This window comes from Halomonas litopenaei (assembly GCF_003045775.1).
Classification (GTDB): domain Bacteria; phylum Pseudomonadota; class Gammaproteobacteria; order Pseudomonadales; family Halomonadaceae; genus Halomonas; species Halomonas litopenaei.
In genome coordinates, this window is record NZ_PXNS01000004.1 from 159,102 (window position 1) to 171,814 (window position 12,713).

Genomic DNA, 12,713 nt, shown 5'->3' on the forward strand with positions numbered 1-12,713 from the left:
TCCCGCGGCTAGGCTTGGAGCTTGGATATGGGCCGCTCGGACGGCACCTGGTGATTCGCCGCTTGGCGATTGGCGGATGTCGTCTCCGTGGGTACCGCGGTAGAGGCTTCCACCCCGGCTTGTGTATCAGTGACTTCGTCCTGGTCGGTCGACTTGTTTGTCTTGTCCTTGCATTTCATCATGCACAGTCCTAATCCGCACATGACAAGGCAAGGCAAGAGGCTCACCAAGAGAGGCGCGAGCCCAAGCAGGACCAACTGATCCCAGCCCATGGCAAGACCACCAGCCACCGCCACAGCGCCCAGCAGCATCCAGCGGCGTGGGCCTGTTACCAGGCCTTTCAGTCCGGCTTTCTCTTGGCCCTTTTGGGGCTTGTCGTCACAGCAACTCATGGCGCGTCCTCCTGGGTGGTTTCTATGGTTTCGGCAAGAAAGTCGATCATTTCAGGGGTATCCCACTCGGCCTCCCCGACCAGGCGTCCGATCTCCCTGCCCTGGCGGTCGAGCAGAAGCGTCGTGGGAATACCCACGGCACTGAGGTTCGCGCTGGCCATGCCGGTTGGATCGACGTAGGGAGCGAGATGCTCGATCCCCACCTCCTGATAGAATTCGTTGACGACCTCGATGCCTTTGCGATCGATCGAGAGTGCGACGACCTCGAAATCTGTCCCACCCAATTCAGCCTGGAGGGCATCCAGGGTGGGCATTTCCTCGCGGCAAGGGCCACACCATGTCGCCCAGATGTTGAGCAGGATCAGCTTTCCTCCGAAGGTGGTCAGCGTCAGCGGAGTACCGTCGCCAGCCTCGAAGCTGATTTCCGACACCTCGCGTGGGCTTTCCCAGAGAAGAAACCCATTCGGCCCCACACGTTTGGGTGGTTCGGCGACGGCCAAAGAAGTGATCATTCCCCACAATGCCACCGCTACCCAACTGGTCCCGATCAGTTGTCTCATCACCAAGGCTCACCTTCAGTGGGTGGCGTAAACTTCAGGGGTATCGGTCGGCTGAAAGGCCAGGGTGTAAACCTCCAGTGGGCCCTGTTTCTCGCCCGACATCCCCGGTGAGCCAAGTGGCATTCCGGGTACGCTCAGGCCTTTGATGAAAGGTTTCTCTTCGAGTACCTGGGTGACGCTTTCCACGGGTACGTGGCCCTCGAAGACATAGTTGTCGATGAGCGTGGTATGGCAACCCTGCAGTTTCTCGGAAACATCGTGTTCGGCTTTCATCTTCGCGAGATCGTGAGTATCGATTGTCTCCACTTCGAACCCGTTTCGTTCGAGATACTTGGCATATTCGGCGCAACAGCCACAGTTGGGGTTCTTGTAGAGGGTTGCCGACGTCTCGGCTGCCAACCCTGTCAGGGGGAAGGTCAATAGAGAAGCGATGGTCAGCGCTTTCCAGTGTTTCATACGCTAAGGCTCCATAGAGTTCACGAGAACGTTCGGCAGCGAGGCCGGCTATACTCTCGCGGCATTAATCGAAGGTGTTGACGACAGTATGGCGAATGCGATCCCACACACCGGTGGATAATGTCTCTGGTCCTTCTGCCAACACCTTTACATAGGAAACTAGGTGCTCCGGATCGAATTTGAGCCCATGAAAGCGGGCCCGTATCCGTCCTGATTGGTCGATGACATGAGTCACAACGCCATGCGCCTGGACGCCCTCGGCCACATCGTCGAATTTCAGACCGTAGGCTTCCGCGACCTGGCGTGTGGTGTCGACAAACTCATTTTCGCTTCGATAAAGAAACCGCCAGTTGGCGGGGTCCAGATCGAAATTTTCACCGTAGGCCCGCATGTTGTTGTGCGTGCCGGCAAAGTCCTCGCTGTCGGTAGCGATGGTGATAAATTCAACATCATCTCGTAGGCCGGTATCGTTGACTCGCTCTTGCACCTCGGCAATCAGGTTCATGTGCACCGGGCAGGCTTCCTGGCAGCGGGTGTAGATAAAATTGAGCACCACGACGCGACCTTCCAGGTCGGAAGATGCCACGATGTTGCCCTCAACACCGGCCAGGGAAAAAGTCGGGGCCGGCTGGTCGACAAACTGGGCGTAGCGTTCCCGCTCTTGCAACTCTGCCTCGGCATCTTCAAGGGAATGAGCAAAGGACGAAGCACTTGCCACCAGCCAGAGAATGGCTAATGGAGCATAGATGCATTTACGCAAATGCTGTTCTCCCCTCGCTCCACTAAAATGTAAATGGCTGCTCCTCTGCGGAGCAGCCCCTGGCGATCTCACGTCAGGCGTTACTGTCGGTTTCATGACCCTGTTGCATTTTATCCATCATGGCATTGCATTTTTCCATCATGGTATTCATGTCACTCATCATCCCCATCATGCCACCTTCTTGCATCATGTCCCCATGCATGCCCTTGCCCTCCATTGGCTCCTGCTGCGGATCTTCCTGTGCAAGGAGCGAGCCGGTCCCGAAGGCACTGGTGGCGATGATAGCGACAGTCAGGACTGCAGTGTGACGTTTCCGCATGACACTCTCCTCGATCTTCTTGGGACTCACCTTTCCACCAGCAAGGCTGATGGCACGGCTTGGCTTTGATTTCCACCCTGCAGCAGCGCTGCTTCTTGGAAAGGTATCCTTGAAGCCTACTTCAAGGTCAAGCCCTTATTTTTTGGCGTTTCCGCGTCATGCGGGCGGCCACCCATTGAGCGCTATAACCAGGCCTTGACCTTTGGGCGGCCTCACGGTTGTAGGCTGACTGAAACTGAGTAGGTAAGGAAAAGGCAATGCGAGTCACTGAACTGGCTCGGGCTGGTGGGGTCACTGCGGAAACGGTACGTCACTACACACGTGAGGGGTTGTTACGACCGCAACGGGACCCGCGCAACGGCTATCAACTCTATGACGAGGAGGCACTGGGTCGCCTGCGCCTCATTGATTGCCTTCGCTCGTTGGGAGTCGGCCTCCCAGAAATCAAGCAGATATTGACCTGGGCGGACCAAGACAGCCCTCCGGTTGTTGATAGGCACACGCCGCTGGCTGAACAAGGGCGCCACATTTGCATGAGGATTCAAGAACTTCAGGCGATAGCGCGATGGCTGGATAGCATCGGCCACGATGATGGTCCCGAGGCCCCTAGCCTGAAGCAACTGATCGAATCGCTGGGATCGGAGCAACCGGCCATCGTCACGGATGGTCCGCGCATTGGCCATCAGTGATGCGACGGCGCCATGCTGGCCATATCGTCCATGCCGGTCATGGAGTGCAGATGCCAGAGTTGCCAGACGGCAAACGCTATGATCAGCAACGCCGCCAGCGTGCGGGTCGCTGGATGGCGAATCCATAGCGAGACGCGGCGGGCTGCCATACCGGTCGCCAGGACGACGGGCAGGGTGCCGAGCCCGAAGGCCCCCATCATCGTCGCGGCGCGTAGCGGCTCGGCCACGGCCAGACTCCAGGCCAGCATTGAATAGATCAGCCCGCAGGGCATCCAGCCCCAGATCGAGCCCAGCGCGAAGGCCTGGGGCACCTTCACGACGGGCATCAAGCCTCGACCAAGCGGTTCGATACGCCGCCACAGCGAGCGACCCAGGGCTTCGACACGTAGCAACCCCTTCCACCAGTTGGCGATATACAGCGCCATCAGAATCAGCATGACCGCCGCCAGGATACGCAGCACCATGGCGATGCCGTCCAGGGCATGGTTGAGCACGGAACCGAGCAGCGCCACCAGGGCACCGGCGAGCATGTAGCTGGTGATGCGGCCCAGGTTGTAGCCGAGCAGGAGGCCCGCCAGGCGGCTCGGCTGCCGCATGCTGGGGGGCACGGCAAAGGTCAGGGCACTCATGATCCCGCCACACATGCCGATGCAGTGCGCCCCTCCGAGCAGGCCGAAGACGAAAGCCGCCGCCAATGGCGGTAGGCTCAGGCCGGTGGGATCCATTCAAGGCGCTCTATTTTCGCTATCCCCAGTACCACGAGGAGGAGAATCGAAGGCTGCCGGAGGCGACCCGTGAAGCGCGTCGAGCTCGACCTGCTCGGGTGGATAGCAAAGTCCCCGATCGGAGCAGCCCTGAAAGGTCACCGTGATGGCCAGCGGCCCGGTAGCGGCATCGCTCGCCTCGATGGGCGCACTAAATACCACCTGGTCATAGAACACCTCGATCTCCCCCAGAGACGCGTGCACCATGGGTTCGCCGGGGGGAATTGCCAGCTCACCGAAGCTGACGTCCGCGTCGCGGCTGTCCAGGGCGAATTGGTGGCGATGGAGGTAATAGTCCTCGGCATTGAGGAAGCCGACATAGAGCCGTTCATCGTCTCGCCAGGCGCTAGCCCGGAAGGCTTCATCGGCCGGCAGGAATTCCCGTTGAGCCGAGTTACTGAAGGTGGAGCCTTTGCCACCGCCCACGGGAAACTCTCCACGGGCCGCTACGGGTGTAGCGACGAACAGCAGCACCAGTAGAAAAGCGAAGGCCGTGTTCATGAGGTCGCCGCCGCCTTCGCCCTATCCACTGGCTGACGCCTCGACCAGATGACCAGGGCCAGCCCCGCAATGAGCATCGGTAAGGTCAACAGTTGCCCCATGGTCAGCCAGCCGAAGGCGATGAACCCCAGTTGGGGGTCGGGCAGGCGCACGAACTCCACGCCGAAGCGGAAGGTGCCATAAAGCACCAGGAACAACCCCGAGATGAGCCCTCGCTGGCGCGGTCGGCGCGACAACCACCACAGCACGGCAAACAGTACTACCCCTTCCAGGGCGAACTCGTAGAGCGCTGAAGGGTGGCGCGGCTCCGGCCCCAGCCCCATCATGGGAGGGAAGACCATCGCCCAAGGGATATCGCTGACCCTTCCCGGCAACTCGTGATTGATGAAGTTGCCGAGGCGCCCGGCACCCAGGCCGATCGGCACTAGCGGGGCGATGAAATCGGTCAACTGAAAGAAGGCCAGGCGGTGCTTGCGGGCAAACAGCCATGCCGCGAGCAACACACCGGCCAGGCCGCCATGAAAGCTCATGCCGCCGTCCCAGATTCTGAAGAGCCACAGTGGGTTGGCCAGCAGTTGCTCGAGCCCGTAGAACAGCGCATAGCCCAGACGACCACCGAGGATGATCCCCATGGCACCGTAAAAGATCAGATCGCCGATATCATCGTGATTCAGGTCCAGGCGGTGGGCACGACGACGCCCCAGCCACCAGGCGGCGACCAGCCCGACTACGTACATCAGGCCGTACCAGTGAATCTGTACTGGCCCCAGAGAAATGGCCACGGGATCAATCTGAGGATATTGCAGCATAAGCCTTCCTTATCTGACCGTTACCGGCCGCGTTATCAATAAAAGTAACTTTCAGCACGCTCGATGACTCATTGCTGCCATTTTTCTATCTCCTGAATAACTTTCTCAACATCCTCGGGAGTGATATAGCCCGTATGCTTATAGCGGATAATGCCCTCGGTATCGACGAGGAAAGTCTCTGGCACACCATAGACACCTAGCTCGAACCCAAGATCGCCATCCGGATCAAAAATATTGACTTCGAAAGGTCGTCCAAAATGGTCAAGAAACTCCAGCCCCTTGGCACGGGTGTCCTTGTAGTTGATGCCAATCAAGCGCACACCACGTTCGGCCAGTGTCAGCAACTGGGGCATCTCTTCCTTACAGGTTGGACACCACTCCGCCCAGACATTGACCAGCGTGACCTCACCCTTGAGGAGGGACTCGTCAACACGGCGTGAGGGGGCTTCCAGAGTTGTCAGGGTAAAGGGTGGGAAATGCTTGGCCAGTAGAGCCGAATCGCGAGCGAAAGGATTCATTTCCAAACCACGATAGAGGAAGAACCCCAGTCCCAGGAAAACCAACAGAGGAATAAGCAGTAACAGTCGCCGTTTCACGTATGCGTCTCACAGGATGTCAGCTGTCATGGTTCATGTATTCCGAGCCCAGACGAGTTTTGCCAGGATCGGCAGGAGCGTGATGCCACTGATCAGAATCAACGCGACCGCGAGGCCGTGGGAGTCGGTAGCTATGAGTATCTCCCCGAACATGACGATCAACTACGCCGTCGGAAGTACGCCAGCCAGCGTGGCAATCAAGAAACGCCACCGACCACGCAACAGAAACCTTTTGTACAATGGAGGGTTCTTCATGGAAAAAGACCCCGTTTGTGGCATGAGCGTCGATCCCGCCTCGACGGAGAGCGTCGAGCATCGCGGTGAGCGTTACTATTTCTGTAGCAAGCAGTGCGACGAGCACTTTCGCGAGGATCCAGGCGCCGTGCTTGCCGCCACCTCGGCGGCTGCGTCGAAGCCCAGTGGCAAGGCCAATTATTTCTGCCCCATGTGTTCTGGCGTAGAGAGCGAGGAGCCGGGGGAGTGTCCCAAGTGCGGCATGGCGCTGGAACCCGTCAAGCCGCAACCGTCGTCGAGGGTCCAGTATACCTGCCCCATGCATCCGGAGGTGCGGCAGGATGAGCCCGGCGACTGCCCCAAGTGTGGCATGGCACTCGAGCTCACCCGCGTTTCCGGAGAGGAACGCAGCTTCGAGTTTCTCGAGATGTTCCGACGCTTCTGGGTGGGCGGCCTGCTGACGCTGCCGGTGTTGTTCGTCGCCATGGGCAGCGTGCTGCCCGGTATCGGCCCTTGGGTGGATGAGGTGCTGCCCGCCGGCAGTGGTCACTGGATCGAACTGATCTTTGCCACGCCCGTGGTGCTATGGGCCGGATGGCCATTCTTCCTGCGTGGTTGGAAGTCCCTCGTCACACGCAACCTCAGCATGTTCACGCTGATCGCCCTCGGTGTGGGGGCGGCCTATGGCTACAGTGTCGTCGCCACGCTCGCCCCTGGGATATTCCCGGCCACTTTCCGTGACGCCGATGGCTCGGTCGGCGTGTATTTCGAGGCGGCGGCGGTGATCGTCGTGCTGATCCTGCTCGGTCAAGTGATCGAGGCCCGCGCCCGCGAGAAGACCGGCAGTGCGCTGCGCGCGATCCTCGATCTCGCGCCGCCGACCGCACGACGCATCGATGCCGAGGGCAATGACGAGGAGGTCTCGCTCGACGAGCTGTGTACCGGTGACCGTCTACGGGTACGCCCCGGTGACAAGGTGCCGGTCGATGGCGAGGTGCTCGAAGGCCACAGCACGCTGGACGAATCGATGGTGACCGGGGAGTCCCTTCCCGTCGAGAAGCGCGAGGGCGACACGGTCATCGGCGGCACCGTGAGTGGTCAGGGCAGCTTCGTCATGCGCGCCGACAAGGTCGGCGAGGACACGGTGCTTTCGCAGATCGCGGAAATGGTGGCCGAAGCGCAGCGTTCGCAGCCGCCCGTTCAGCGGCTTGCCGATGTGGTCGCCGGCTATTTCGTCCCCGCGGTGGTTATCGTGGCGATCCTGGCATTTATTGCCTGAGGGATCTGGGGGCCACCGCCGGCGATGGCCTACGCGGTGATCGCCGCGGTATCGGTGCTGATCATCGCGTGTCCCTGTGCGCTCGGCTTGGCGACGCCGATGTCGATCCAGGTTGGGGTCGGTCGCGGGGCCCGGGCGGGCGTGTTGATCAAGAATGCCGAGGCACTGGAACGTTTCGAGAAAGTCGACACCCTGGTCGTCGACAAGACCGGCACCCTCACAGAGGGTAAACCCCGGGTCGTATCCCTCAAGCCCGTTTCCGGCAGTGATGAAGCGCAGTTGCTGCAACTTGCCGGCAGCCTCGAGCGAGGCAGCGAACATCCGTTGGCCGAGGCCATTGTCAGTGCTGCGCAAGAGCATCATGTCGAGCTGAGCGATGCCAGCGATTTCGAGGCGGTGACCGGCATGGGGGTCACCGGTCGGGTCGAAGGACGCGAGCTTGCGCTTGGCAATGCCCGGCTGCTCGAAACACGTGGTGTGGAGGCGCGGGAATGGACGCAGCGTGCCGAGACGCTGCAAGCCGAAGGGCAAACCGTGATGTTCCTGGTGGCCGATGATCAGGTCATGGGACTCATCGGTGTCGCGGACCCGATCAAGGAAACCACCGCACAGGCGATCCGGACGCTCAAAGAGGATGGCCTGCGCCTGGTTATGCTCACCGGCGACAACCGTACCACCGCCGAAGCCGTGGCGCGCCAACTTGGTATCGACTAAATTGAAGCGGACGTACTGCCGGAAGATAAAGGGCGTATCGTGCGCGAGCATCGCGAGGCCGGGCGCGTGGTCGCCATGGCCGGCGACGGCGTCAATGACGCCCCCGCCCTGGCCGAGGCTGACCTCGGTATCGCCATGGGCACGGGGACCGATGTCGCCATCCAGAGCGCGGGGGTGACTCTGGTGAGAGGGGATCTCTCCGGCATTGTTCGCTCCCGCCATCTCAGTCGCTGGGTGATGCGCAATATCCGCCAGAACCTGTTTTTCGCCTTCGTCTACAACAGCCTGGGGGTGCCTCTGGCCGCCGGGGCGCTGTTTCCGTTCACCGGCTGGCTGCTCAGTCCCATCTACGCCGCCGCCGCGATGAGCCTGAGCTCGGTCTCGGTCATCGCCAACGCACTGCGGCTACGCGCCGCCAAGCTATGAGCCGGGGCCGCCGACAACCATAGAGGAGGGGGAGCATCATGGCTTATGTCGACCTGCAGCGACGTAGCGTATTGCGCCGCATCGGCGGTGTGGCGGCGTTGTCGACCCTGGTGGGGGCCGGGGTATGGACCGGGAGATATCGCCCCGCTCTGCGGGCGGCGTCCGCGTCAACGGCCATGGAGGGGCCCTTCGACGTCGACCTGCGTGTGCGAGCCCGTCCCGACAAGGTGGCTATCCTGCCCGGTGCGCCGAGCGACGTCTGGCGCTACACGGCCGAGCGAATCGTCGGGCCTGAAGATACCCTGACGCCCGTGGGTGAGAGTTATACGGGGCCATTGATTCGCCTGCGTCGTGGTCAGCGCTTGCGGGTACGCATCGACAACGATCTCCCCGAAGACACCACCGTGCATTGGCATGGTCTGCACGTACCACCGGACGTGGATGGTCAACCGCGCCTGCCGATCGCGCCAGCGACGAGCATGGCGGTCGCCTTCGATGTCGTGGATCGTGCCGGTCTGTACTGGTACCACCCCCATCCTCACGGCCCCGATGGTGGCCGGGTTGGCTTTCAGAGTTACGCCGGCCTTGCCGGTCCACTGATCATCAACGACGACGCCGAGCGTGCCTTGGAGCTCCCCGACGGAGAGCGGGAACTGGTCCTCATCCTGCAGGATCGCACCTTTAGCAATGGCAATGAGCTTCAGTACATCGACGATGGTGGCATGGGGGCGATGATGACCCGCATGCAGGGCTTTCGCGGGGAGCGGGTACTGGTGAACGGCCACCCGGACGCGCGACGCGAGGTGTCCACGCAGCCATATCGATTGCGCCTGCTCAACGGCTCCAACTCGCGCATCTACAAGCTGGCCTGGAGCGATGGCCGGGCGGTGACCGTCATCGGCACCGACGGTGGCCTGCTCGCCAAGCCCGAGCGGCGCCGCTCGGTCACACTGGCGCCGGCCCAACGGATCGATCTGTGGGTCGATTTTGGCGACACCGAGCCGGGAGAGTCCGTACAGCTGGTGAGCGAGGAGTACCAACTCGGCATGATGGGCGAGCGAATGGGCGACATGATGGACCGGGGCATGATGGGCGATCGAATGGGCGGCATGATGGATCGAGGGATGATGGGTGATCGAATGGGCGAGATGATGGATCGAGGCATGATGCGCGACATGATGGGAAGCGAGCGGCTCTCGCTAGTTACCTTCGCCGTCGTCGCACGGGCGAACGATGCGGAAACCCTGCCGGAACGCTTGGCTCAAGACCTGCCGGCCTCCCCGGTTCAGGCCGATACGCCAGTACGCCGCTTCGAGCTGGGCATGCGCATGATGCAGGGGTTCACGATCAACGGCCGGCAGATGGAGGGCGCGACGGTGGCAGATGACGAGATCGTCCGGCTGGCGCAGACGGAGATCTGGGAGTTCGTCAACAACACCATGATGCCGCACCCCATGCACGTTCATGGACTGCAATTCCTGGTTCAGGAGCGGATATCGGCGGGCGGCAAGACGGACCTGCACGATGGGATCATCGACGCGGGATTGCATGACACGGTGCTGGTGTTCCCGGAGGAACGGGTGCGCATCGCTCTGACCTTCAAGGACTTCGAGGGGTTCTACATGTACCACTGCCACACCATGGAGCATGAGGATGCCGGTATGATGCGCTACTTCAAGGTGGTGGCATAACGAACCGGTCTGGTTTCGATCACACCGTATTTCGATCACCTGGCAACCACACGGGATGACGATACAGATGTCCTTCTACGAGAATCGTGTTCTGCCGCATTTCCTCCACCTGGCGTGTGGCAACACGGTGGTCGATCGTCAGCGGGCGGCCGTGGTGCCGCAAGCCCGGGGCCGTGTTCTGGAGGTGGGTATGGGGTCCGGGCTCAATATTCCCCACTACGATCCGGACCGGGTCGAGCTGGTCTGGGGGCTCGAGCCTTCCGAAGGCATGCGACGCAAGGCCCGCCACAACGTCGCCAGCGCACAGTTCGAGGTGCGCTGGCTGGACCTGCCGGGCGAGGAGGTCCCTCTCGACGACAACAGTGTCGATACCGTGGTGCTCACCTACACCCTGTGCACGATTCCGGACTGGCACCGGGCGTTGGAGCAGATGCGTCGCGTGCTCAAGCCGGGTGGCCAACTGCTGTTCTGCGAACACGGCACGGCGCCCGACGAAGCCGTACGCCAGTGGCAGCGCCGTATCAATCCCCTGTGGCGCAGAGTGGCGGGGGGCTGCCATCTCAACCGCGACATACCCGAGCTTATCGGGCACGCAGGCTTCGGTATCCAGCGGATGGAGACGGGCTATCTTTCGAAGGTCCCGAGGTTCGCTGGCTTCAATTTCTGGGGGGGTGCTGTTCCCCGCTGATCAAGCTCGCGTGTAATGAGGCGATTCCCCGAACAACTGGCCATCCACTTCGATGGCGGTGCCATCCACGAACACTGGCACATAGCTCAGGGTCTTGACCTGATAGTCCAGGATCGGCGGCGCCAAGTGCCTTGCCCAGTAGCGAGCGATGCTCTGGAGCGCGTCGAGGTGGACCGTCCCCATGCGTACCAGGTATTTGCCGAGGCGGCCTCTCGCCGGCACGGTCTCGATGCCCAGCAGCTTCGCCGTGACCGGATCCTGACGAAAGGCGTCCAGATCGGACGCGCGCCATTGCCCGTGGCGAGGGAGGCCACCAGGCTCCAGAGTGTCTTCGCAACACTGGCGTCGTGCTTGAGGTGACTTTGCTAGGTGAACTGGCTCAGCAGGCCACTGAATAGCTATTAATAGACATTATTTAACCCTTGAGCGCCAGAATGCGCCTGGCACCGTTGAGCACAATGACCCCCGCGATGGTGCCGATAATCAGATCCGGATAATTGGTTCCGGTCCACGCGACCAAGGCGCCGGCGGTGATGACCCCCAGGTTGATCACCACGTCATTGGCCGAGAATATCCAGCTTGCCTTCATGTGCGCCCCGCCCTCTCGATGTTTGGATATCAGCAGCAGACAACTGGTATTGGCAATCAATGCGACGAATGCAATCGCCATCATCATCAGCGATTCAGGCTCGCTACCGAATACAAAGCGCCTGACCACCTCTGCGAGTACGCCAACCGCCAGAATCAGTTGGAGCACACCTGCAAGATGCGCGGCACGCACCTGCATTTTTACGCTATGCCCAACCGCATACAGGGCGAGCCCGTACACGGCCGCATCGGCAAAATTGTCCAGGGATTCTCCAATCAGGCCGGTGGAGTGCGCGATCAGGCCGGCCGTCATTTCCACCACGAACAGGACCGCATTGATACCGAGCAACCAACGCAGGGTGCCGGACTCCTGCGCGGCAGAGGCCGACGTGTCACCGACCGCCTTGATCGACTCAGGATCGGCAGCGGCCGTTTCCTGAAGCGAGGCTCCTAGCCCCAAGGTTGTCAGTTTTGCGGTGATGGGCTCGACCTCGCCGTCATGCACGACCTCTAATCGGCGGTTCGACAAGTCGAAGGACAGCACCCGAATCTCCTCAAAGCCGTTCAGGGCAAGGCGAATCATTCGCTCTTCCGATGGACAGTCCATCTTCGGCACGGCATAAACGCTGACCCATTTCCCCGATGCTTCGGAGGAGCGACGCATATCGGTATCCGCTATGGGCGTCGCATCGCCGCCACAGGGGGCTCCACAGGTTTTGCTCATGATACGACTCCACTTGAATATTATCGGGCTATCATTTAAAACCATATAGTCACTATAAGGTCAACAGAGCGGAGAGAATCCGTTGAGGAGGAGCTTGGTGCGTATTGGTCAGTTGGCAGAGTTGGTAGGGGTCGATACACAGACGATCCGCTTCTATGAACGACAGGGCCTGTTACCGTCGCCTGATCGGCAGGAGAACGGTTACCGTGTCTATACCGAGGAACATGGTGAGCGGCTGGCTTTCATTTGTCGCTGCAGAATCCTGGACCTGTCGCTAGCAGAGATTCACGAGCTACAGAGGTATCAGGACGACCCTCACCAACCTTGTGCCGCCGTGAACGCTTTGCTCGATGATCACATCTCTCACGTGCGCTCGCAGATAACCGCTCTACAGGCGCTTGAGAAACAACTCGTTTCACTGAGAGCGAGTTGCAACGATGGCCGGGAAGTTGAGGCGTGTGGGGTTCTTGCTGGAATTAGCGAGGGAAGCATGCACCAACAGTAGGTTGACGCATCAACCATT

15 protein-coding genes and 1 pseudogene are annotated in these 12,713 nt (G+C 60.6%); 5 read left to right on the forward strand and 11 right to left on the reverse strand.

The features are described from left to right. Positions 1 to 8: 8 nt before the first annotated feature. From C6W88_RS21620 to C6W88_RS07235, 5 genes are all read right to left on the reverse strand, one after another. Complete coding sequence (locus C6W88_RS21620; protein ID WP_035414162.1) at positions 9 to 392, reverse strand: hypothetical protein; 384 nt, start codon at positions 390 to 392, stop codon at positions 9 to 11. Further along, the gene (locus C6W88_RS07220) at positions 389 to 952 is read right to left on the reverse strand and encodes a TlpA family protein disulfide reductase (RefSeq protein WP_071211088.1); all 564 of its coding nucleotides are present in this window, start codon (positions 950 to 952) and stop codon (positions 389 to 391) included. The genes C6W88_RS21620 and C6W88_RS07220 overlap by 4 nt, the downstream gene beginning before the upstream one ends. Before the next feature lie 15 nt (positions 953 to 967). Beyond that, positions 968 to 1,408: a DUF411 domain-containing protein gene (locus tag C6W88_RS07225; protein WP_035414165.1), complete on the reverse strand. Its 441-nt coding sequence runs from the start codon at positions 1,406 to 1,408 to the stop codon at positions 968 to 970. Between the two features lie 64 nt (positions 1,409 to 1,472). After that, positions 1,473 to 2,168: an SCO family protein gene (locus C6W88_RS07230; RefSeq protein WP_231498566.1), complete on the reverse strand. Its 696-nt coding sequence runs from the start codon at positions 2,166 to 2,168 to the stop codon at positions 1,473 to 1,475. A 73-nt stretch (positions 2,169 to 2,241) separates the two neighbouring features. After that, the gene (locus tag C6W88_RS07235) at positions 2,242 to 2,487 is read right to left on the reverse strand and encodes a hypothetical protein (RefSeq protein WP_035414167.1); all 246 of its coding nucleotides are present in this window, start codon (positions 2,485 to 2,487) and stop codon (positions 2,242 to 2,244) included. A gap of 257 nt (positions 2,488 to 2,744) precedes the next feature. Between C6W88_RS07235 and C6W88_RS07240 the strand changes: the two genes are divergently transcribed. Beyond that, on the forward strand, positions 2,745 to 3,176 hold the full coding sequence (locus C6W88_RS07240) for a MerR family transcriptional regulator (protein ID WP_081919054.1): 432 nt from the start codon (positions 2,745 to 2,747) through the stop codon (positions 3,174 to 3,176). Here the strand turns inward: C6W88_RS07240 and C6W88_RS07245 are convergent. From C6W88_RS07245 to C6W88_RS07260, 4 genes are all read right to left on the reverse strand, one after another. Beyond that, positions 3,170 to 3,901, reverse strand: coding sequence for a sulfite exporter TauE/SafE family protein (locus C6W88_RS07245; protein WP_035470139.1), 732 nt, complete (start codon positions 3,899 to 3,901; stop codon positions 3,170 to 3,172). The genes C6W88_RS07240 and C6W88_RS07245 overlap by 7 nt on opposite strands. Next, positions 3,902 to 4,441 (reverse strand): protein-disulfide reductase DsbD domain-containing protein, encoded by a 540-nt coding sequence (locus C6W88_RS07250; protein ID WP_035470142.1) that lies wholly within the window; start codon positions 4,439 to 4,441, stop codon positions 3,902 to 3,904. It lies immediately after the preceding gene. After that, positions 4,438 to 5,250 carry a prolipoprotein diacylglyceryl transferase gene (gene lgt, locus C6W88_RS07255; RefSeq protein WP_035414172.1) on the reverse strand — a complete coding sequence of 271 codons (813 nt, stop codon included), beginning with the start codon at positions 5,248 to 5,250 and terminating at the stop codon, positions 4,438 to 4,440. Before lgt ends, C6W88_RS07250 begins: the two co-directional genes overlap by 4 nt. 68 nt (positions 5,251 to 5,318) lie before the next feature. Continuing rightward, positions 5,319 to 5,846, reverse strand: a complete 528-nt coding sequence (locus C6W88_RS07260) for a DsbE family thiol:disulfide interchange protein (protein ID WP_035414173.1) — start codon at positions 5,844 to 5,846, stop codon at positions 5,319 to 5,321. Positions 5,847 to 6,099: 253 nt separating this feature from the next. Between C6W88_RS07260 and C6W88_RS07275 the strand changes: the two are divergent. From C6W88_RS07275 to C6W88_RS07285, 3 genes and pseudogenes are all read left to right on the forward strand, one after another. Further along, positions 6,100 to 8,499 (forward strand): annotated as a pseudogene (locus C6W88_RS07275) (heavy metal translocating P-type ATPase). A 38-nt stretch (positions 8,500 to 8,537) separates the two neighbouring features. Then, positions 8,538 to 10,190: a multicopper oxidase family protein gene (locus C6W88_RS07280; protein ID WP_035470148.1), complete on the forward strand. Its 1,653-nt coding sequence runs from the start codon at positions 8,538 to 8,540 to the stop codon at positions 10,188 to 10,190. Positions 10,191 to 10,257: 67 nt separating this feature from the next. Then, complete coding sequence (locus tag C6W88_RS07285; RefSeq protein ID WP_035470151.1) at positions 10,258 to 10,878, forward strand: class I SAM-dependent methyltransferase; 621 nt, start codon at positions 10,258 to 10,260, stop codon at positions 10,876 to 10,878. On the opposite strand, the gene C6W88_RS07290 is transcribed toward C6W88_RS07285, so the two are convergent. Together C6W88_RS07290 and C6W88_RS07295 are read right to left on the reverse strand one after the other, a co-directional pair. After that, the gene (locus C6W88_RS07290) at positions 10,879 to 11,061 is read right to left on the reverse strand and encodes a hypothetical protein (RefSeq protein ID WP_035470154.1); all 183 of its coding nucleotides are present in this window, start codon (positions 11,059 to 11,061) and stop codon (positions 10,879 to 10,881) included. 232 nt (positions 11,062 to 11,293) lie between these two features. After that, positions 11,294 to 12,190 carry a cation efflux transmembrane domain-containing protein gene (locus tag C6W88_RS07295; protein WP_035414185.1) on the reverse strand — a complete coding sequence of 299 codons (897 nt, stop codon included), beginning with the start codon at positions 12,188 to 12,190 and terminating at the stop codon, positions 11,294 to 11,296. A gap of 97 nt (positions 12,191 to 12,287) precedes the next feature. On the opposite strand from C6W88_RS07295, the gene cadR reads away from it, so the two are divergent. Continuing rightward, the gene (gene cadR / locus C6W88_RS07300; protein WP_035414187.1) at positions 12,288 to 12,695 is read left to right on the forward strand and encodes a Cd(II)/Pb(II)-responsive transcriptional regulator; all 408 of its coding nucleotides are present in this window, start codon (positions 12,288 to 12,290) and stop codon (positions 12,693 to 12,695) included. The last annotated feature ends 18 nt before the right edge of the window (positions 12,696 to 12,713 follow it).